The organism is Granulicella aggregans (assembly GCF_014203275.1).
GTDB lineage: Bacteria > Acidobacteriota > Terriglobia > Terriglobales > Acidobacteriaceae > Edaphobacter.
In genome coordinates, this window is sequence record NZ_JACHIP010000003.1 from 1 (window position 1) to 21,124 (window position 21,124).

Here is a 21,124-nt window from a genome sequence, read left to right on the forward strand (position 1 = left end):
AAGAGCTCCTGGATGCATGTCGCAGCCGGGAACTCAGTCGCGGTATCGTTCCAGTCATACAGCACCTGCTGACGTTCGGTCGCGGGCAGGATGGCCAATCGGTCCACTGGCTGCGTGTCGTCTGTGATGACAGCTTGAAGCAATTCCTGAAAATACGATGCGTAACGGTCAATGGTTGCGGGATCAAAGAGGGCAGTGGCGTATTCTATGCCACCAGAAATCATGCCCTCCGATTCGTTGAGGTGTAGGCTGAGGTCGAATTTCGACGTGGTGTGATGTATCGCAGGTCCGGGCTGGGGTTCCAGTCCATCCAGCTTGGACATTGCTTGTGTTTTTCTTCCCCAGGCAAACATCACCTGAAACAGCGGCGTATGAGCCATGCTTCGAACCGGCCTGAGCACCTCAACCATCTGCTGGAAGGGAATGTCCTGATTGCGCAGGGCCGCCAAGACCTGTGTTTTGACTCGCTTGAGTAGATCGCCTACGGTGGGTGAGCCCGCCAGATCCAGACGAACCGGCAAGGTATTCACGAAAAAACCGATCAAAGGGTCGAGCTCTGGCCGTCCACGATTGGCCGTCGGCGTTCCGACGACCAAATCCTCTTGCCCTGTAAGTCTAGACAACAGCAGAAACCATGCGGCGAACAGAGTCATGAACAAGGTTGCGCGATGTCGGGAGCCGACACTCTTTAGTCTTTGCGTCAAATCCTCATCTAAGAAGATAGCTCTGAACGCACCGGCATAGCTTTGTTCTGCCGGCCTCGGATAGTCGGTAGGAAGCTGGAGAAGAGAAGGTGCCCCTGCCAAAGCCTTTTTCCAGTATTCACTTTGTGACTGTCCCCATTCTCCTTCTAGCAAATGCCTTTGCCATACCGCATAATCGGCGTACTGTATAGCCAGACTCGGCAATGAACATTGTTCGCCCCGAATATGTGCATTGTATAAAGAGATGACTTCTTCGCAGAAGATCCCCATCGACCAGCCATCAGAAACAATGTGGTGCATGGTAACGGCCAGCAGCGTCTGATCGTTGGCGGCCAGAATGAGATGAGCTCGGATCAACGGTCCCCGTTCCAGATCGAACCGGCCATCCGCTTCGTGTTGCAGGACGGCCTGTACGGATGATTCGGGATCAGGATGATCTCGAAGATCTGTCTCGAAGATTTCAAGGTTCAATGTTTCCCACGGTTGAATTCTCTGAAAAGGCGTCCCAGCTTCGACATAAAATGTCGTGCGCAACGCCTCGTGTCTGGCAAGCACGGTGTCCAGAGCCAATTGCAGCGCTTTACGGTTCAAGCCACCTTGTAAACGTAAACAGAAGGCAATATGGTAACTCCTGCTCGCACCATCCATTTGCGATAGGAACCATAGACGTTGCTGTGCAAATGACAATGGGATCCGTATATCTCTTTTGAGTGGCACTAAATCACGCATTATCATCTAAGCTCGCATAGGGTATTTAGTTACGATCATTCAGAATGGCACGAGATTCCACATATCTGGATGTCTGCTCGGAAAACATTCGGAAATAGGGTCCGGCATTAGCTAGCAACTCGAGGTGGGATCCGCTTTCTGCCAAAGATCCACCTTCTAAAACTATTATCTGGTCAGCTTCACGCGCATCAGCAATAGAATGTGTGACGTATATGGTTGTCTTTCCTTTTCCGGCTTTGCGTAAGCCGTTGCGCACAACTCTTTCAGAGAACGCATCAAGGCCGGAAGTCGGTTCATCCAATAATAAGACCCTCGGATTTGACAAAATCACCCGAGCTAGACCTATTCTGCGCCTCTGCCCGCCCGACAATAGTATCCCTCGTTCACCCACGGGAGTATCGAGCCCTCCCGGGAAGTAGTCCGCAAACTCAAAAATAAAAGCTTCCCCGCATGCTTCCCGTAGTAATAAATCCGTGGAGTCAGGCTTCGCCATCAGTATATTGCTCTTTATAGTTCCACTAAACAACGCGGCCTCCTGGAGAAGAATCCCGAGCTGCTTTCGATATTCAGGAAGACAGCTAATTTCCCGAATGTCTATTCCATCCATAGTAATCATCCCTAATGATGGCCGGTACAGTCCACAGAGGAGCGCCAAGATTGTTGATTTTCCACTTCCTGAGCCCCCAACGATTGCACAAGTAGATCCCGCAGGAACACTGAACGATAACATGCTGAGCGCCCGACGATCTCTGCTATATTCGAAGCAAACATTATGAAATTGAACTTCACCAGCAATCGGAGCAGGGCAGGTCCCAATCGCCGCTTCTTCTTCAATATTCAAGATCTTTTCAAGTTGCTTCAAGGCTACGACTCCTCGAGTTATGGTTGGCCCCAGGTTTGAAATTGTGAAGACAGGAGCGACCAAGTACATCGATGTCGCAAGAAACTGTACAAATTCTCCCGGGGTCCACCTGCTATGGATGAGAAATACCCCGCCGAATCCTATAAACAATATTGATGCGCTCCCGCATATGGCTATGCTTGCAATCGACAGGTCCTTTTCGCGGAGAGACAGAATCTGATGTTGTCGAAATATCTTTTGAGTTGCCCACTCGAAATCCCTTCCCTGGTCACCCTCTCCAGAGCAAGTTCTGATAAGCCGTAATCCCAGCAACGCCTCGGTTACCTGGCTATGTGCCGCAGCCTGTAGCTGCGCAAGAGGTTTAGAGGCTGACCCAATCTGCTTGATAAGATGTTGTATCAAGATCGCCCCCAAGAACATGGCGATGAAAATACATGCGCCGATGCGCCAACTTTTCGCAAGTAATAGCCCGAAGACGATCGCCCCGGAAATCAGAGAGAGCACAGCAGAAAAGACTGCGGGGCCTGCTATTGCGCTAATGCCATCGGGATCGTCAAGAATTCGCGTGACTAACTCGCCCGTTGACATTCCATCAAGCACGCACAGGGGCATTTTCAACGTGTGGTTGAATAATTGCCTTCGAAGATCACGGATCAAATGTCCCACCAGTGCGTTAACTCGCTGTTGCGCAGTTGACAGCGCTAATGCATCAACAACGACTGCCATACACAGTGCTAGCAGCAGGAGTATCAGCAACTTGGTACTGTGAGCTGGGGCCACGCTATCCAGCAGATATCGAGAGGAAAATGGAATCAATAAGCGTGCAAGCTGGCTAACCGCCATCAGCGCCAAGTTAGCAAAGACGATGCTAGAGTGGGGCCGCAGCAGTCGAAACAATCTACCCATCCAAACTCCTCCGCTAGTCACCCCTGCCGACGCCTGAGATAGATATTCTGGATCCTACGGGAGATCGAATATCAGCAGACTAAAGCAGCAGTGAAAATTGCTCTTGCGTCTCGCCATTGCCATCTGCAACGATTAGACAATAGAAAGTTGCCTAATTGGACGAGGACCTCTCAACCTTGTCAAGCTCCAAAACAAGATCGATTCTGCGTGCCATGAAGAGATTGCTTGGGGGGGCACCAATGATGCTAAGCGGGCCAACAGCGCCACTCACTCTTTGCGCGGTTGCCCCTTGCAAGCGGGAAAAATCGATTAGAGAGTTTACTTTTCCACTCATCGACCCTGGCCGGAGCGAGTCTCACCCGGAATGGTACGAACGAGAATAGCTTGTTTGTAACCGGCGGCAATTGATTGGCATTTTGTTTGTAGCTCATTGTGGTTGGAGTATCGCATGTGCAGGACACGAAGTGCCAGAGATTAGGTTGTATATCTGATTGTTCTTGCAAACGCAACGTCGCTGACGATGCGGTAAATAACTTTGCGAAGCCTCGGTGCTTCGTTGATGACGAAACGGGCGTTGTCAGCATGAAGGTTGACCCAAGGCATGTGATACCCTACTGAAAAGTGCGAATGATATTCAACTCAGCGGACAGGCTGAAGCTTCGAGCTACCAGACATGAACACTACACCTGAAGCAGATTCCTCGCCTTGGTGGCACATAGGCGATCGTCTTCACGTCATACAGTAGCTTAAGTTTCTCGTAGGAGTCTAATCGTTCAACGGGGTGCCAACATATAATTTGCAAGAAGTTCTCGATTCTAGCTCTCAATATCGATCTCGCGACCAGTAAATCGTAGGGCAACGCTAGGGTTACCTCCACATCAGGTTGGTAACAAGTGGCCTGCCCGATCTTTTGTACCGCGGAGTGTCAGGGTAGCGCAGCTTCTTTAAGAGCCTAGCTTTTCTCTACCAAGGTCAGAGTTAGTCTTCGACCTGTTTAAGTTCCAGCCAGTACGCGACTAGCCGCATACTGGCTGGCGAATTCGCTGGGCGTCCTGTCGGCGAGAGATGCGTGAGGACGACTCTCATTATATTCACGCCTCCAGGCCTCGATCAGCTGCTTAGCCTCCTTCAGGTCAAGGAACCAGTGAGTATTGAGACATTCACTTCGGAAGGTTCCATTGAAGCTCTCCACGAACGCGTTGTCAGTTGGCTTACCCGGCCGGGAGAAGTCGATTTTCACTCCGTTGCAATAGGCCCAGAGATCCATTGCATGACTGGTGAACTCGCTTCCGTTATCGCAGAACAGCACCTTTGGTTCCCCACGTTCGAGCTTCAGCCTGGTCAGCGTACGCACCACATCGTCTCCCGTCAAGCTCTGACCGACCTCGATCGCCACCGCTTCTCGTGTGTAGACATCGACGATAGTCAGTTGCAGAACCCGGGCCCCGTTCTGCAAGTGGTCAAACACGAAGTCCATGCTCCAGGCTTGATCCGGAGCGCTCGGCTTGAGCTTCTCTTCGCGCTGTCGCGCAGCCTTGCGCCTGCCGGCAGGCTTCATGCGTTTCAGCATCAAGCCCTCTTCTTTGCACAGTCGGAACACCAGATACTTGCCTACATCCCGAACTTCGCGGTTCAACAGCACGCGGATCTTGCGGTATCCATAGCGCACTCTTGCCTGAGCGGCCTCGCGGATACGTATCCGTAGCTCGGTCCGTGGATCAAGATAGCTCCGATAGCGATACGTCCCGCGCGTCACGCACAGGACACGGCACGCGTGCCGCTCACTCGCCCCGTAGCCGCTCATCAACCGATCGACCATCGGGGCCACGCCGCGAAGGCTTCACCATTGTTTTGAGAGCACATCCTGCAGCATCGTCTTATCCAGCACCAACTCGGCCACAAGCTTCTTCAGACGAAGGTTCTCTTCCTGCAGCTGCGCCATCTGACGAACCTGATCTACCTCCAGACCAGCATATTTCGCCTTCCAACGGTAAAACGTCTGTTCGCTGATCCCGGCCTTGCGGATCACCTCCGCCACAGGAACTCCCACCTCAGCCTGCTTCAACACGCCGACCATCTGCTCCACAGAAAAACGCTTCTTCTTCATCTAAATCCCTCCACTCTCTCAGGTCAGGTTTTGGTCGAAAACTAACATTCAAACTGGTTCAGAAATAGCGAGGCCGATCAAGGTTCATTTCAAGACATTGCGTAGGAAAAGATTTCAAATGGGCCACGTCCGTTTGCGTAAAGATCGTGGTCCAGCATATTGGCAACGGTTTAACGGGAGGATGTGGCGAATGAGGCAGGAGAAATTGAACGGAGACGACGATACATCAATCTCGGATATCTGACGGAGGTTCCCTCGAAGAGCGCCGCACAGCAGAAGCTCGCCATCATCCTCGAACCGATCAACAATTTCGATCAACCTGCAAAGCAACAAATCACCTTTCATGAACTCATTGGAAAATATCGCTCTCTGAAGCTACCCAACAAGAAGCGGACGACAGCGCATGGCTATGAAAGCAATATCCGTGTGCATTATCTTTCCGCATTCGGAAATACGCCGTTGTTTCGGATCTCCGTAAGCGTGTGCTCTTTCCATCTGGTGGGTGGGTTGATCTTGGCTTGACGATGAGTTGATGGAAGCTCCTGTGGTTTTGGTTCGACAGGTACGGAAGCGTCGTTCTGCTGTTGAGAAGCGGTTGATTGTGGAGCAGGCTTTGGAGCCGGGCGCGAGCGTCGCACGGGTGGCTCGTGCCCATGGGCTGAACGCGAACGTCGTCTTTCACTGGCGTCGTTTGTATAACGAGGGCAAGCTCTCAGTTGCACCGATTGAAGCGATGAAGCTTTTACCGGTAAGCATCGCAGAGCGAGCAGTGGATGGGCGGCACCCGCGGGCACATCTGAAGAACTTCTTCGGAACCCTTCAGGCCGATGCTTACGCAGGTTTTCATCCGCTTTATGAAGGAGGAAGGATCCTCGAAGCAGCGTGTTGGGCACATACTCGGCGCAAGTTCCACGACATCTTCGCCGCCACCGCCTCGGCGACTGCTTCAGAGGCCATCCGGCGCATCGGCTTGCTCTACGCCGTCGAAAAGCAGGTGCGCGGCAGCCCGCCGGAGATCCGACTCACGGCCAGACAAGCACGTGCCACGCCCGTGATGGAAGAACTCCGAGTCTGGCTCGATCAGACGCTTCAGACCCTCTCCGCCAAGAGCGACATGGCCGGAGAGATCCGCTATGCGCTCTCGCGCTGGACCGCGCTCACTCGCTACCTCGACGATGGAACAGTCGAGATCGACAATAACGCAGCCGAACGCGCGTTGCGCGTCGTCGCGCTCGGAAGGAAAAACTATTTATTCGCCGGTTCCAACAACGGAGGAGAACGCGCCGCCGCCATCTACTCCTTGCTCGGCACAGCCAAGCTCAACGACATCAACCCGGAGCATTACCTCAGATACGTCCTGTCCCACATCGCCGACCACCCGATCAACCGCATCGCAGAGCTCCTGCCCTGGAACATCCCCGCCACTCATAGCTCGGCTAGAACGACCGACACCTAATAAGTGTCCGCCTAAAATAAGCGGACACTTAGCTCAGACCAAGCACAAAACCTGCATGCGTACCAGATGAGAAGATCCCACGCTTACGGATCTCCACCGAAGATGTACAGTTCTTCCTGAACAGAAAAGCTCTGGAGGGTAAGGCTGTTCAAACACTCAAGAACCTGAAGTGGGGGTTGAGCGCTATATTTACTGCCGCCATCAAGTATGGATACATGTCTTCGAACCCAGCAAAGGGAACGGATCTTCCACCAAAGCCAATCCGTGAGCGTAAGGAACTTCCGACATTTGAAGGCTTGAAGTTATTGATCGAACGTCTGCAAGAGCCGATCAGCGCAGTCGTTTGGCTGGTTGCAGTAAGTTTCGTTCGTCCCAGCGAACTGGAATTCAAATGGAAGGATCTGGATGCAGAGACAAGAGCGCTATGGGCGGTACGCGCTGTAAACCGCGGAAAATTAGATACGCCCAAATACCATCGATCGGATCGTCCACTTTGTCTGACTGAAGCCGATGTTCAGCGTCTGCTCGATCTCAAGTTGCGGATGGATGCGAATTGTGACGATTGGATGTTCCAAATAGTGATGGGACGGGACCCCTCTGGCATGAAGACATCCTGGGGCGGCGAATTCACCTGAACATCTGGAACCGAATCGGTTCGGGGTGCGAACTCGAACTCAAGGTTCCCGCCAATTTGGCCTATAAAAGAACGGCGCGAATGTCCCGCTGGGATCGGCTCCGTTCCCTTGTCGGTTTGGTACCCTCGGTTTATTAAGCAGGCCGCAGATTGCCAGCCTACTCTGTACATAAGGCCTGACTGGAGACGGTAGATTGCTTCGGCTCGACACCATCCAGATTAACGCCTCTGAGTGCCAGGTTGGTCAAGTCGGGCTTTGTCTTGGTCGTGCGGCGCCATTCGTTCCACGCGATGACGTCCCCGGCCTTTAGGAGTTCTGTGGGACTAGTCTTCATATGTTGACCGGTTCTTGCATCCTTCTCTTGCTCTCACGATTTATCGAATCCTTTGTGAAGTAAGATGCGACCTTCATCTGGAACTCGCCCTTGCGCTTTCATGCCGTCATCTCTGGTGTGTGATTTTGGGAGCTTCGAGTTGGGACGCCGAAGTGAACTCTGGGAAATACAAGAAGAAGCTGCCCTTACCGCCCACACAGTAGAGCGAGTTCGAGTAGATAATATTGCCTCTGTGCGCATGCATGACCTTTCGGCAATAGTACAAGCCGTAACCAAGCCCCTCGTCACGCTTCGACCGGCCAGCTAATCCTCGTTCGCCTTTTTGAAAAATGAGCTTCCGCTCTGTAGGCTTGATCCCAATGCCATTGTCGCAGTACTCGATCAGGAGGAATCGCTCCCATTGCGACTCAACCTGCGTCCGCAAGAGGTCCTTGATGGCAGTCCCCGTTGTGCGACTGAGCGTAACCGAAATTCTAAGGGTATCTTTCTTGCCCGAATACTTGGCTGAGTTGTCTATCAGATTGACGAACAGCTCAATCAATCTTGTGTAATCTCCAAAGACAATCGGCGACGGTGCGGGCGAAAGGTTCCTAAAAGAAATCAAATTCTCGTATTTGATAGAACGCTTCTCGAATGCATCGCGGGCAGATTCAAAAGCCAAATGGAGCATATTGTCAAAGTTGAGCCGTGAGAGATCAACTTTGAATTCGGTGGAGCTGCTGTACACCGTTTTCAATAAGCGATCAGCTTGCGCGGCCATACGTCGACACAACTCGTAATCAGCTCTGTATTTCTTGATTACCCTTCTATGCGATCTCTCGAGACCTTGAAGGGTTCGAAAGGTTCGATTGATCACTGGAGAGAAGCGCTTGTTCAGGGATTCGCTAACGTTCCATGGTGTGACATCAGCGGTCGTCTTAAACTTGGCCCTCAGATCTTGAATTGCGGCGATTACGCCTTTCAGTTCATCTGATTCGTCTTTCAGCGTGTCGGAGACGGCTAAAAGATCTTCTCTTGCAGATCCGGTCGATTTGTCAAGATCGGCATCGATCGCTTGGCTCCAGAGCTTCATGTTCGATCGCAGGCCAACTAACGGTGACACAACCTGATGATTCAGGTGGCCGGTGAGTTGCTCCACTTCCTCGCGATCTTCGAGCTCAGTGTTCACTAAATTCCTCCGAGGTCCGAGGCGTTATTGTAAGAACTGTGCGGAAGCGAGGTCGTTCGCTGGTCGGCGTCCTTTGATAACATCTGCGGCTTGCCCAGGCCTTGGCCATTGGCTAGCGTCTGATCGATCAATCGTCTGAAGTGCCTCCCAGAACGTGTCGGGATGGTCCACTTTGTGGAAGTAGCCGTTGCCACCGCGCGTCTGAACGGCAGCAACCTCTGACTGGTCTTTACTGATCGAATATACGAACACTGGAATCTGGCGGACGCGATCGTCGCTGTTCCTGCGTAAGCGATTGAGTGTCGCGAGCCCGGTCTGAATATCAGGAAAGTTCAGATCCAGAAAGACAAAAATGAGGTCTACATCAACTTCATCTAAGGCTTTTCGGATCGCTTCCATGAGCTCGTCCGCGTCAGCTGCTGAACGAATTTCGCAGTTCGTCAATATGTTCTTCAGCTTGGGCAGCTTCGATTCCTTTGTTCGTTCGACGTGTTTGTGCCATCTTGGCTGATCGTCTGCGAAGATTACGACATTTCGCCGCTGTGCCGGCCCCTTTTCGGTCTTCTTCGTCTTTGCTTTGGCTTGCTTCTTGGCGACGGCGATTTTCTTTCCAGCCATTAACGACCTCCATCTACTCTGCGGGTTCTCGTGAAGATGAACTCGAAAATCCGATCGAACTCTTCAGGTGATTCGAAGTGGCTGTTTGCTCCCACTTCTGCTCTAACAAACTCTCGAATCTCTCCAAACTTGGCTTCCAGCTCTCCGCTGGAGATTCCGTCAGATCGAATGATATAGTCGATCGTGCTCTCGATCGAGGCGGCCAGTTCTTGATGTTCCGGAAGGTTGTGCCCGTTATATGATTGTCCGTTTCTCAGGCCGGATAGTGTTCCGCCTCTCTCGCGACGCGTCGAAATTCGGCGAGTCGTGTTGCTCGAAGCGGCTTGCAATGGCGCGTCCTGTTGCGCGGCAAGAGCGTTTCCACGAAGAGCAGCCCAGTAAGTTATACCGCTTGCGATCGATCTCGAAATAGGGTAGGCGAGGCGCAGCATATAAAGGATGAGCAAGATCTGGGGCACGAGGATCAGTAACTGGTATCTGAAGGAGGTATTCAAGTGCTGGGCCAGGGATCCGAGAAAGATGTACGCCAGGACGGAACGAATGAAATTTGTCAACTGCTCTCGCTCATCCATCACCTTACTTCGTGATTTCTCCACAAGAGCGACGCTGTCTTTGTCATTTGAGGGATACATCTTGATGTTAACGGGGCCGTTGCTGGATGCGATGATGCTCACTTGAAGCTGTTGATTACGATCAAAATGCCCGATCAAGACTTGTCCTTGGTTATCGCTGAAGCCGTCACGCAGAAGCTCGGCTCTAAGTTCGCGGGCTGGGTTGACGCACCGAAAATCCAGGATTTTTGCGGATTCGGGGAGTTCAATTCGTATCGTCTGCGCCAGGATGAGCGTGGTGCCGATATTTTCAAAGGTCACGGCGATCGTTGTTAGCTGATTTATCTCCTGCTCTTCATAGAGAAGCTTCAGTCGTTTGCGCAGTTCTTCATGAATGTCCAACACAACTCTTTGAGTCGTTTCGGTATAAGCGATTCTGGAATCCCGTATCCGCTTCGTCAGGCGAGCGACAACAAAGCCGACCACGGCGGAAACAATGACAGTGAATAAGGTGCGTAGGAACGGCACGTCGATGAACGGGACTTTTGGTTGCGCCGCTTGCGCATAAAGTGAGACAGGAATGCAAAACGAATCGAAGAAAATGATGCTAATGACACAGCCAGACCGCGAACTGAGTAGCGGCCCGAGCCTAGGTCTGAGATTTTGTTTACGCTTCATCGGCAGAGGTCTGCAAAAGGCCTTTCAGCAGTTTGTTCCGGTCAGCAATCGTATCATCGTCCAGGCAACACGGCGAAAGCAATATCAGCCAGTGGTTTGTCACCCCGATGAGGCAGGCTCAGTGAACCTCCGGGCCAACCAGGTGGCGCACCTGCTGATCGCGCGGGGCGTGGGGCCGGAGGACAGAGTAGGTCTGGCGCTGCCGCGGTCGGCCGAGCTGATCGCCGGCCTGCTGGGGATACTGAAGAGCGGGGCGGCTTACGTTCCGCTCGACCCAGGCTATCTGCACCGTCCCGGCCTGACGGCGGAGCGGTTCGTGGCGAACCCCTACGGGGCGGCGGGGAGCCGGATGTACCGGACTGGGGACCTGGCGCGCTGGCTTCCGGACGGGGTGCTGGAGTACCTGGGCCGGGCCGACGACCAGGTCAAGATCCGCGGCTTCCGCATCGAACCGGGGGGAGATCGAGGCGGTCCTCGAGGGTCATCCGGCGGTGGCCCATGCCGCGGTGGTGGCACGCGAGGACCAGCCCGGAGAGAAGAGGCTCGTAGGATATGTCGTCCCGCGAGCGGAGATGGAAGCCTGTCCGGAGGAGCAAAAGACTTGCGAGTCCGAGCAGGTACGAGCGTGGGAGAGTGTCTATTAGTCGTTCTATGGAACGCGAAACGGCGCATCGCGGGAAGATGACTTTTCCATCTGGCATAGCAGCTACGATGGTCAGGCGATCGATGTAGAACACATGCAGGAGTGGCGGAGCGAGGCGGTCAATCGCGTTCTTGCCCTGCACCCGAAGCGGGTCCTGGAAATCGGTGTGGGCACCGGTTTATTGCTATGGAAAATTGCTCCAAATGCCTGTTTTATTGGGGGACGGATCTATCGGCTACCGCGATCCAGACATTACAGGCAAGGCTCGCCGAGGATGAGTAAAGCATCCCACGCCATGCCGTCTCTAATCTCTTTATATCAAGGCGTTCACGAAGATGCTCCGCTAGCGAATTTTGCAAGTAAACCGGCGTCCCGCGCGGTCGAGTTGAGTTCTATGAATAAGGCGCTGCGGGCCTATCTATCGGAATGCCTTCCGGAGTATATGGTTCCCTCCGCGATCGTGGAGCTGGACCGGATGCCGCTGACGGCGAACGGGAAGCTGGACCGGCGTGCCTTGCCCGCACCGGAGTGGGCGGCGGCGGGGAGGGGTACCGGGCTCCGCGGACGCCGGAAGAAGAGATCCTGTGCGGTCTGTTCGCCGAGGTGCTGGCGGTGGAGCGAGTCGGCCTCGACGATGACTTCTTCGATCTTGGAGGACACTCGCTCTTGGCCACCAGGCTGGTTAGCAGGATCCGAGCCGTCATGGGCGTCGACCTCCCGACGGTATTTCGTCGTGCACGGCCTGTTGAGTTCCACTCAGTGGCGTTGAAAGCCATGTATGGTGATGCTAAAAGTGTGGATCCGCCGTGCAAGCATATCGAGACTAGAAAATGAGATGTGTACGGAACGCTGCTTCATTTGCCATCTTTGACATAACATCACTGTTCGGCGTCGGTATACGGTCTATTTAGGCTCGTCTCCGCGGGCGTATCTTTGGCCTCATTTACAGAGAAGCTTGCCACGTCTAACGAGATAAGCCGCTGTCGGCGTAAGAGGACGATTGCTTTTTCCAGCAACTCACTGTTCATCCTCTTGCTATTTGTGCGAATGGTCTCCAGTAAAGCCCAGCCATCCATCTTGCCATCAATCAGCCTTAATATTTCCATCTGATGATCCGAGAGCCTACACAAACTTGACTGGCCCCCAATTCCTGATGCAGAGTTAGGCATCGTCTCCACAAGGTGATAGCCATTCTCTCCTCTCGCGATCGACAAGACGTTGATCCTTGTTAGGGAAGGTATTGTATCGAGAATGGAAGTCTCAGTGCCAGAGCGTGTGACTATCGCACCCTCAATGACCAGGAAGTCGAGGTGCAAACCTAAGAATGACCAGATGGCATCCTCCGGATCTTCAACAATCGGCTCGCCAGCGATGTTGAAGGAAGTATTGACCAGCAAAGGAATTCCGGTAAGAGATTCAAATCGGGTAAGTAAATCCCACACAACAGGGCTATCGAGTCGACTCACTGTTTGTACGCGCGCCGTGTTGTCCACATGAACAACGGCGGGGATGGTGCGCACAGCTTCTGGTTTTACACGCCAATTTCGCAGCATGAAGGGACTAGAAAGGGGAGGCTCTGCTTCAAACCATTCTGATGCTTTTTCGAGGAGAACAATTGGGGCCAGTGGCCGAAAGGCCTCTCGTCCTTTCAAAGTGTTGAGCTTCGCCTTCATTGATGGACCGCGAGGGTCCGCAAAAATACTTCGTTTTCCCAAAGATCTAGGGCCAAATTCTGAGCCACCTTCGAGCCATCCGCATACCTGTCCGGTGGCCAGTCGTTCAGCGGCCTCCTGGAGCGTGTCTGAACGATTAGGCTTGATCACCACATTGAAAATCTGTGGCGACGCCAACTGTGAAAGTAGGTTGTGTGAGTACCTTTTTCCAGTGGTATCGCTGCTGAGACGAGGGGTTTCCGCCTTCTCGCCCGTTAGTTCCCACAATCCGAAGTATGCTGCTCCGATCGCTACCCCACTGTCTTCCGCAGCTGGAGGAATAAAGATTTCGCTAAACTGTCTACTCCCGTGCAACGCTTCATTGATCGTGCAGTTTAGCGCAACCCCTCCTGCGTAGCAGAATCGTGTACTACCCGTGAGTTTCTGTAGACGTGTCGCAAGATCTAGAACAGCGTCCCCGAGCGCAGCTTGAACAGAGGCAGCTAAGTTCTTGTAATCGTCCTGCCTGTTGGGCCACCTCTCAGGATGGCGGAACGCCTGCGTGACCTCATCGCGAAATACGAATTCTCTACCGGAGGGGAAAAAGAATGCATTGGGTTCGTAGGTAGATCGTCCGAATGGAGCAAGACCCATGACCTTGCCGGCCTCCAGCGGATCGCCGAAAATCTGGGTCGCTACGGCGGAATACATAGCGCCAAAGCTAAAGAAGCTACTCATACCGGTTCCGTTAGCTTTTAGCCACTGACGATCGGGAGTTAGATGCTTCTCTAGACAGCGTAAGGATCTGCCACGAGCGTGATAAAGACTTGTATGCTCCCATCCGTCTGGAAATGATCTGGCAACTTGCGCCTTTTCATCAGCCGTCAGATCTCTAAATGGAGAGCCAAGACCGTCAACGACCAGAATCGCTGCCTCATTGAAACCAGAAAGTGCGTATGAGCTAATTGCGTGTGCAAGATGATGAGGGATAGTGAGGTGAGGTGTTGAATGGACGATCGGACACAGTTGCGCATTCAAACGCAAGTCGTTGCGAGGATTATCTGCTGTAAAACCTGCAGTGGATACAACAATCATGTCCAAATCGGCGGGAGCAATACCTGCTGTTTCAAGACAGTAAGGAACGGAAAGATTGGAGTCTGCCGCAGCAAAACCGCGCCTCTTTTGACCACTTAGGCGCTCCTCTTGGATGGCGACACATAACTCGCCATCTCGAACAATGCAGACTGACGCATTGTGATGAGAAGCGCTGATTCCCATGACCCATGGTCCGTCACTCCGGCGTGGTTTGCTTTTCACCGTAAACTCCCAAATTACAAATATTAAGCCCAGTTGCTGGGCAAGCGGGTCTCGACTCGCCTTGGGTGATGCGCTTGGGTCTTTCTCTCGTCGGACCGGATGCCGCAATTCTACCCCAAGCTCAAGAAGTAAGTTGTCGCTTCGAAACTGTCTCTTGCCAACTCGATATGGTGGCGATAAACTGTCCTCGCCCCTTCATCTGCAAGGGTGGGCGTTTCCTTTGGCTGAAGCGATGTTTGATTCTAGAAGATCATGGGCGCAAATGAGACAGCTAATCGGACAGGATTACATTCGTCCTGCCGGTTGCTGTCTCGTGGATTGTCCGAACTATGAAAATTGTGCGAGGCGAGGCCGATTGCCAAGGCGGGACGGCTTTCCTACCGGAAAGATTCGCATCACGACCCGCCGCGAAGGTTAGTAACTCTTAACTTCTCGACAGCGAATTTCATCAACTACGCCGCAGGAGATGCCTGGGTTGGAGTTTCCGCTTTACAAGCTCCAAGCGGACTTGTACCCTGTCGCCTCTCACAGAAACTTAGCGTAGCCGCGCTAGCTTGCTCTTTCGTAGTTCCTTAGTTGTGAAACGCAGTAGTCATCGCGCAGGAGTGGCCGCCAAGATCGTCATTCCGCGCGGGGCTTGAGCCGTCATCTGCATGTCGCTCACCAGTTGAGTTGTGTCTTGGGCCAAGTCGCAGATCAGATATATCCCCGATTCCGGCTCTCCAGTACGGGAGAGCGTCGCCACACCTCCAGAGGGAAGTTATTCGAGGATTCAATATGCGGCGCGTAAACCAGTGTTTGGCAGCTCTGTTCTCCATGTTCGCGGTAAGCGCAGCCCTTGGGCAAGGGGTTAATAATTGCACAGACGGCACCAAAGACGACGCGAAGAATTGGAAATTGGTGCCTTGCAACGGTCTCAGCGTTGGTCTACCCAAGGCCTTCGACAACAGGACGCTCACCCTCCAGCTCCAAAAACTGAAGCAACAATTGAGCCAGCAGCAGACCCAGAACGGGGTGTTCGACTTCAAGTCGGTGGCGGCGGCCCTGAACAACCTCCAGGGTCTGAGCCAGCGGGAGACGTCAACCGCGGTGTCGGTGACCGCGAGCCCTACCCCTGCGACCTCGTTGACCAACACACTAAACACCGGCATCGTCGACGCAAACGGAAACCCACTCCCGAATACGACTACGACCCAGAATCAAGTCACAAACTCGAGTGTGACGCCGGCCGCGCCCGCCTTCGACAGCTTCGCCGCACTCCCTGCTGGTTTCAGTCCCACTTTTGGCTCGAGCCCGTCCGATCTCCTCAACGACCAGATGGATCTCTCCTATCAGATCGTCAATCTGCAGTTGCTTCTTGATCGAGCCCTCTCCGACCGCATCTATCCCCATTCTGCCGATGGTCAAACACGGCTCCAGACTGTACTCGGTTTCAACGTGACGCTGGATCCGCCACGAACCGCGAACGATGCCGTCGCTGTCGTTGAGGTAGCGCTTGACGTGGATGACGTGTCGTTGGTCGCCCTTATGCCGCAGGAGAAGACATACAACGCCGCTGCTCTTAGCAGCAAGTCGAATGCCTATAGCGGCGCAGCTATGGCGGGTGCATTCCAAGTCGGTGGAGGACTCCGAAAGCGCTCGCAGGTCTTCTATCTGTACAAGGACGTAGATACCTTGTCCTACGAGAGAATGGCCCCCGGCGGCAAGATTGTCTTTGGGTGGATGTTTCGGCCTGTGCTGGGCAGGAGATCCGTCACCCCAGGACTGAAGCAACTGTTCGCTGTGCTGGCTCTGCCCAAAAAGGATTGCACCGCCGCTGTGGCCGATGATAGTTGTTCCATCACCCTCACTCCGAAGATCCGCACCTACTGGAAGAAGTACGACCGCAACACGCAAACGGCCTTTGAAGAGCGTGAAGCGAATCGAGCGCGGGACTTCATGTATGGACTGAGCTTCGGTCTGGCGAAGCCTCAGCTGTTCGCCCATGCGGGCTATTTGAACTACCGAGCGGTGGGGTCGGTACGGATCGGATCAACAGACGAGTATCAACAGCAACTGACTCCGACGGTTACGAATATTGAGTGGCGGCCAACGGGCAGCAAGACAGCGACGATATCCGTAAAGGGCAACAACTTCTTCACGGATACGCAGGTTCTTCTTGGCGACAATCACTACTCTGAGAGCGCCGGCAATATGGCGATCAAGTCGGACCAGAGCTTTGAGCTCGCATCGACGCTCGATCAGGTGGCGAGCGGCACCGGCGTTATTCAGGGACGGTATGGACTGTCCGCGCCGTTGGTGAACACCGGCCCAGCGAACTGTCGCGAACAGTGTGAGTACGGAGTGGAGATCGATGGCTCCGTTCAACCTAAGCTTACAGAGTCTCTAAGTGGGACAAGGCGCCTGACCATCACTCTGCGCGGCAAACCCGATCCAAAGGTTCTGCTTACCAAGTCCAAGGATGACGAAAAGTCGGCCTACAAAAAACAGTCATGGAAGCTCGCGGTTTCGAATCTCGGCGTTGTCACAAACGGTAGTCTGACGGCCAAAAGCGGAGCAGCCACAACCTATGCGACTCAGACGCCCATCTTGTCGGTCAATGGAACCGCGGTCCCGTTTCCTTACGATATCGTGCCCATCTTGGTGGGCGGAGAGGAACGGGTCCAGATCAGCGCGGACGTCTCTGACACCCTGCTGAATGACACGTCCGCGGCGACGATCAAGATCGCGTGGCCCTTCTACGACCCTGAAAGATGGTCGAGTACTATCCCATACACTCCCATCGACGCTCAATTCACCGTAGCGCGGGTCAGCGACAACACATTTGTCCTGGCACGAATCAATGGAACCGCAATCGTTGGCTCAACGGACACGAAGGATCATTGCTGGACGTTGATTGCATCGGATAAGCCGTTGAGGTTTGGTACACCGGACTGCACCCCCAAGCCTCCCGCCCCGGCTCCGGCCAAGGCGGGCAGGAAGCCAGTGAAGAAACCCGCAGAGGCTGAACAACCGACCGTCACCCCCCTGCCGTCTCGAGACAAGTCGATCGCTTCGTTCGTCTTTACTTTGCCGACGAAGCTGCCGAGCAAAGCCCTCCTCGTTTCGACGGATGCTGGAATCTATCACCTTACGATTCCGGACGTCGCTGACAAGAAGGACACTGCTGTAAAGGTCACCACTTTGCAGCAGTACGATTCCACATGGATCGACATCACCTATCCTGCTGCCAAGGTTCCCGTTCGGGTGGAGACGAATGGGGTTGCCCTCAAGTGGCGCATCGATCCTCCCGATCCCAAGGCAAAACCTGATACGGCAGCAGCCAAAAAGGCCGACAAGACATTGCACGTCGAGATCACGCGAGCTCAGACGGCAAAGCCAGGACTGCTTGACCTCATCGTTTTCGGCAAGGATGACGCCCAGATCGTGAAGCAGCAGATAAAAGTGACCTGCACCCTGTGTGGAGACGGAGGAGATAAATAATGGCATCGAAGAGTACGAAAGAGTCCGCAGCCAAAAAGGCAACGGTCGCCAAGAAAGCGAAGGCGGCAAAGAAGGCCACCGCAGTTAAGAGCCTCAACTCGGCCACGAATCTCCCGACAGCAGAGTTCACGGCAGATCTAGAGACGCTCTTCAAAAAGCACGGCTGGCCAGGGCTTCCTCGTCGCCTTAGTTTTTCGAGTATGGATCAGTGCGACCGTATCTGCCCAGACGGGTCGAAAGCAACGCCCACGTGGATCGAGTGTCCAGGCGGCCCCCAATTAGTCTGCGCCTGTCCTGGAGAGGATCCGCACTGCAGCTAGAGCTGTGTCGCGCACCGTCCTCACACCGAGAGGACGGTGCTACTTGGAGGCTTCAATGGATCGACATGCAGCAGGACGCCCCCGTCCAGTCAGAGAGAAGCCGTTCCGCGCCCTTGATGTTTTATCTTCTGGGCTTCGAGAGTTGACGAGAGGTTCGGCATCCAAGAGCTCTCTGCGCATGCTGCTGTGCGCGCCTATACTCCTGCCGACTGCCGGTTTTTCGGAACAGGCTTGCAAGTTGCCGGAGAGCGTCGTCTCCATTAGCCAGCCAGGTGCACCTCAGGCAACCTCGGAAGTGCATGTGGCACCATTCGGATTGGAATCGCAAGACGTCGACGGCGCGTTGCACATCGACCTTCGAAACGATGGGCCTACCCAACCCATAGAGCTTTGCGCATCCCCACATCTTAGCGACAGAAAGGACAGTTCAGCGGGAGTCTCGATTGCGTTCGCCCAGACGGGCAAAGGCAAGCCTTCGGACTTCAAGACAACCAGCTTCTGTATGCCACCACCTGCTGAGTGGCAGGTAGCCCAAACCATGTCTTTTGATGTGTATATTCGGTCCAGTTCGGACTCGATTCCCCTGTCTGGATTCATCCTCTTCGAGGCAAAAGCGAACGTCACGGAGACTCTGCCGGCGCAAGGTGTAACCACGAAGCCAGCGGGAACAAACCAGCCGGCGAACGGTCAAAGCCCGCCCCCAAAAACCGTCGAGTGTGTCTCGCACGCAAAGCCGCTTTCGCGACCGGTCATTCTCTTGCCATCGAAGACGACCTGTTGGTTGGGCCTTCCTTTGGTCGGTGGTCTGATTGCTGCGGCTCTCTACCTGGTTATCTCACTTTTGTGGTCTTGCAAAAGCCTAAGAAAACCTATGGGCGGTCCACAGTGGGGATTCGGCACAAGTTTTGCCACGAACTTCACCGTAGGCACGGGTTTGTTGAGTCTCGCTCTCGGAGGCAGTCTCGTTACAGATTCCTTGCACTATCTGACGAAGACGCACTACCTGTTCCTCAGCCTTCTGTTTGCTGCGCTCCTGTTGATCGCTCCCGCGTTGTTCACATTTTTCGCGAAGCAGCAGAAATTCCCGTCGCTTTCCGGCCCGCCAACCCTTGCATCTGTTGGCTGGGTGTGGCTTTACATCCTGACTTCGACGCTGATGGTGGGGGCGGTTGTGGGACAACTTCTTACAGTTGGCCTCGTGATGGCAGAGATAGGGTATCGCGGATACCTCGGATGTGGGGTCCTGACCTTCTTCGAAATCCTCATTGCCATCGCCTGTATCGGTGCCTTTATATGTGCAATCTTTGTGGCGCCGAGATACCTCGAGCAACAGAGCGATGTACAGCAAAAGCTGGTTCCGCAGCTCAAATCTCTGGGTGAACGCTACAAGTCTATGGAGCAGCATGTTGCTGGATTTGCGCCCATCGAAGCGGATCGAATTCTGATCGATCATTTGATCAACCGGGAGGAGGTCCCCCCGCGATGGACCATGTTCTAGGCGTACTCAGTAGCTTGCTGAAGAATCGTCAATTTGCATAATGGCTTTATGGCGGAAGCTTTCCCGGACCGTTCGATCTTCAGGAGAAGACCAGTTCTAAGGTTTCTCGTTCAGCGCTTTTCCGATCACGGTTTTACGGAAGCCAATGAAGGAGTCATACAAAACTTTATGAGGAAGGAATCATGTTTGACTTCTTATCAACCGAAGCGCTGTTCCTGCTAAGACTTGTCAGCTTCACGATAACCAGTATGCTCGCCGTCGTCGGTCTCGTCAGCGACTTCAAAGACAAAGCCACCGGCAGACTGACAGGGTGGGGTCGCGTAAACCTTTGCGGCCTTATCGCCTCATTCTTGATCGGCATTGTGTCGCAGAAGATCGAAGACAACCGAAATACGGCTAGCGCGAAGCAATCGGCCACTCTGATGGCGTCACTAATCGATAAAAACAGTCAGCTTATTGCATCCAATAATGAGTTGCTGGGTACGACCACGGAGAGTTTACATGCTGGGAAGGAAGCCGACGCCGCGCTCAAGTTGACACTTAGAAACATTGACAGGACGATGCAGTTGGTAGGCACAACGACTACCGTTAACTATCGTGCGCGGATACCATTGCCGAACCTCAAGGGCAACGCGGAATTTGAAAATAACGTAGAGTCGCTCAAAGGCCTTCGACTGGCCTCGAACGCCCAATCCTGGTCGGGCGATGACACCCAAATTGTCAAGAATGGCACGCGCACTTTGGTGTTCTTCGGCGCCCAATCTCCTCTCATTACCAGAGGAATGAGCCTCGGCTTCCGACGGCCGCCGTTTGGTATCGGTTTCACCAAAGATGATCCGGCAAGCTCCAGATTTGCCCAAACTGCCGGCTTGCCGCAGAGCGTGGAGAAAGCCAGCCAGGATAGTTCGATAACATACGAATATGCACTGCGAGGAGTATCAGCTGCGACCGCGATTCCGGACCGCGGAAATCTGACCGATCTCCTAACCTCGAGCTTTGCTGAGCATTCCGCTTACATTGAACAGGTCGCCGGGCCGGTGGCCTTCATCCTCACGACGGATCCCGGGGAATTCCTAAGTGGGTCGGATTTCGGTGGTAAATATTTGCGTATTCGACGGCTGCCAGAAGAGGGTGTCTACGTGAAGAATTATTTCCTGCAGGGGCCAGACTTTCAGTTCTGTTCGCTGAACGTCAGGATCGGACCATACACGATCGATGTTCCCGTGAGTTCGTTGGTCAAAGACACGTACGGCTATTCCTTCCGATTGCCGTCCACGATGAAGCAATCGCCTTTCGACCGAGCCAGGGCAGCCAAGGACAGCCAGCTCGCCTGCCCTTCCGTGCTAATCGTTTAGCATCCAGGCACAGCTCGCCCAGGATTTTCGTGGCCGGCGTTTAGACTAGTCGCGACACCAAATCTAAACCCTGGGCTGTGATCTCCATGCCTACCTTGTTCCTCCGAG

General features: G+C 53.7%; 13 protein-coding genes and 3 pseudogenes. 9 read left to right on the forward strand and 7 right to left on the reverse strand.

Annotation, left to right across the window (positions count from 1 at the left end):
- From HDF16_RS10255 to HDF16_RS10265, 3 genes and pseudogenes are all read right to left on the reverse strand, one after another.
- Nucleotides 1–1,439 (reverse strand): condensation domain-containing protein (locus HDF16_RS10255; protein WP_348641291.1); only part of this gene is annotated, 1,439 nt, incomplete at its 3' end.
- Between the two features lie 19 nt (nucleotides 1,440–1,458).
- Nucleotides 1,459–3,201 carry an ABC transporter ATP-binding protein gene (locus HDF16_RS10260; protein WP_184216321.1) on the reverse strand — a complete coding sequence of 581 codons (1,743 nt, stop codon included), beginning with the start codon at nucleotides 3,199–3,201 and terminating at the stop codon, nucleotides 1,459–1,461.
- Between the two features lie 994 nt (nucleotides 3,202–4,195).
- Nucleotides 4,196–5,308: pseudogene (locus HDF16_RS10265) on the reverse strand (IS3 family transposase).
- Nucleotides 5,309–5,491: 183 nt separating this feature from the next.
- Here HDF16_RS10265 and HDF16_RS10270 point away from each other — a divergent pair.
- From HDF16_RS10270 to HDF16_RS10280, 4 genes and pseudogenes are all read left to right on the forward strand, one after another.
- Nucleotides 5,492–5,830 carry a hypothetical protein gene (locus HDF16_RS10270; RefSeq protein WP_184216323.1) on the forward strand — a complete coding sequence of 113 codons (339 nt, stop codon included), beginning with the start codon at nucleotides 5,492–5,494 and terminating at the stop codon, nucleotides 5,828–5,830.
- Between the two features lie 10 nt (nucleotides 5,831–5,840).
- Nucleotides 5,841–6,035 (forward strand): annotated as a pseudogene (locus HDF16_RS30610) (transposase); the annotation flags it as partial.
- A 48-nt stretch (nucleotides 6,036–6,083) separates the two neighbouring features.
- Nucleotides 6,084–6,764: pseudogene (gene tnpC, locus HDF16_RS10275) on the forward strand (IS66 family transposase); the annotation flags it as partial.
- Nucleotides 6,765–6,940: 176 nt separating this feature from the next.
- Nucleotides 6,941–7,399: a hypothetical protein gene (locus HDF16_RS10280; RefSeq protein ID WP_184216327.1), complete on the forward strand. Its 459-nt coding sequence runs from the start codon at nucleotides 6,941–6,943 to the stop codon at nucleotides 7,397–7,399.
- Between the two features lie 440 nt (nucleotides 7,400–7,839).
- Here HDF16_RS10280 and HDF16_RS31555 read toward each other — a convergent pair whose 3' ends face one another.
- The 3 genes from HDF16_RS31555 to HDF16_RS10295 are packed head-to-tail and all read right to left on the reverse strand — an operon-like array spanning nucleotide 7,840 to nucleotide 10,748.
- Nucleotides 7,840–8,901, reverse strand: a complete 1,062-nt coding sequence (locus HDF16_RS31555) for an ATP-binding protein (protein ID WP_184216329.1) — start codon at nucleotides 8,899–8,901, stop codon at nucleotides 7,840–7,842.
- A 24-nt stretch (nucleotides 8,902–8,925) separates the two neighbouring features.
- Entirely contained in the window at nucleotides 8,926–9,519 is a 594-nt protein-coding gene (locus HDF16_RS10290; RefSeq protein WP_184216331.1) for a response regulator, read from the reverse strand.
- The gene (locus tag HDF16_RS10295; RefSeq protein WP_184217587.1) at nucleotides 9,519–10,748 is read right to left on the reverse strand and encodes a hypothetical protein; all 1,230 of its coding nucleotides are present in this window, start codon (nucleotides 10,746–10,748) and stop codon (nucleotides 9,519–9,521) included. Before HDF16_RS10295 ends, HDF16_RS10290 begins: the two co-directional genes overlap by 1 nt.
- A gap of 121 nt (nucleotides 10,749–10,869) precedes the next feature.
- Between HDF16_RS10295 and HDF16_RS31810 the strand changes: the two genes are divergently transcribed.
- Nucleotides 10,870–11,433: an AMP-binding protein gene (locus tag HDF16_RS31810; protein WP_432432239.1), complete on the forward strand. Its 564-nt coding sequence runs from the start codon at nucleotides 10,870–10,872 to the stop codon at nucleotides 11,431–11,433.
- Nucleotides 11,434–11,817: 384 nt separating this feature from the next.
- Nucleotides 11,818–12,225, forward strand: a complete 408-nt coding sequence (locus HDF16_RS10305; protein ID WP_246409006.1) for a phosphopantetheine-binding protein — start codon at nucleotides 11,818–11,820, stop codon at nucleotides 12,223–12,225.
- 44 nt (nucleotides 12,226–12,269) lie between these two features.
- Here the strand turns inward: HDF16_RS10305 and HDF16_RS10310 are convergent, their stop codons facing one another.
- Nucleotides 12,270–14,321 (reverse strand): carbamoyltransferase family protein, encoded by a 2,052-nt coding sequence (locus tag HDF16_RS10310; protein WP_184216333.1) that lies wholly within the window; start codon nucleotides 14,319–14,321, stop codon nucleotides 12,270–12,272.
- Between the two features lie 816 nt (nucleotides 14,322–15,137).
- Here HDF16_RS10310 and HDF16_RS10315 point away from each other — a divergent pair.
- The 3 genes from HDF16_RS10315 to HDF16_RS10325 all read left to right on the forward strand — a co-directional run bounded on the left by HDF16_RS10315 (nucleotide 15,138) and on the right by HDF16_RS10325 (nucleotide 21,016).
- Nucleotides 15,138–17,843 carry a hypothetical protein gene (locus tag HDF16_RS10315; RefSeq protein WP_184216334.1) on the forward strand — a complete coding sequence of 902 codons (2,706 nt, stop codon included), beginning with the start codon at nucleotides 15,138–15,140 and terminating at the stop codon, nucleotides 17,841–17,843.
- A gap of 1,191 nt (nucleotides 17,844–19,034) precedes the next feature.
- Nucleotides 19,035–19,661 (forward strand): hypothetical protein, encoded by a 627-nt coding sequence (locus HDF16_RS10320; protein WP_184216336.1) that lies wholly within the window; start codon nucleotides 19,035–19,037, stop codon nucleotides 19,659–19,661.
- A gap of 182 nt (nucleotides 19,662–19,843) precedes the next feature.
- The gene (locus tag HDF16_RS10325) at nucleotides 19,844–21,016 is read left to right on the forward strand and encodes a hypothetical protein (RefSeq protein ID WP_184216338.1); all 1,173 of its coding nucleotides are present in this window, start codon (nucleotides 19,844–19,846) and stop codon (nucleotides 21,014–21,016) included.
- Nucleotides 21,017–21,124: the final 108 nt, after the last annotated feature.

Coding starts and splice junctions, on each gene's coding strand:
- HDF16_RS10260 (WP_184216321.1), bottom strand. CDS start 3,201: ATGGGTAGATTGTTTCGACTGCTGCGGCCCCACTCTAGCATCGTCTTT.
- HDF16_RS10315 (WP_184216334.1), top strand. CDS start 15,138: ATGCGGCGCGTAAACCAGTGTTTGGCAGCTCTGTTCTCCATGTTCGCG.
- HDF16_RS10295 (WP_184217587.1), bottom strand. CDS start 10,748: ATGAAGCGTAAACAAAATCTCAGACCTAGGCTCGGGCCGCTACTCAGT.
- HDF16_RS10320 (WP_184216336.1), top strand. CDS start 19,035: ATGGGCGGTCCACAGTGGGGATTCGGCACAAGTTTTGCCACGAACTTC.
- HDF16_RS10305 (WP_246409006.1), top strand. CDS start 11,818: ATGCCTTCCGGAGTATATGGTTCCCTCCGCGATCGTGGAGCTGGACCG.
- HDF16_RS10310 (WP_184216333.1), bottom strand. CDS start 14,321: ATGGGAATCAGCGCTTCTCATCACAATGCGTCAGTCTGCATTGTTCGA.
- HDF16_RS10290 (WP_184216331.1), bottom strand. CDS start 9,519: ATGGCTGGAAAGAAAATCGCCGTCGCCAAGAAGCAAGCCAAAGCAAAG.
- HDF16_RS10325 (WP_184216338.1), top strand. CDS start 19,844: ATGTTTGACTTCTTATCAACCGAAGCGCTGTTCCTGCTAAGACTTGTC.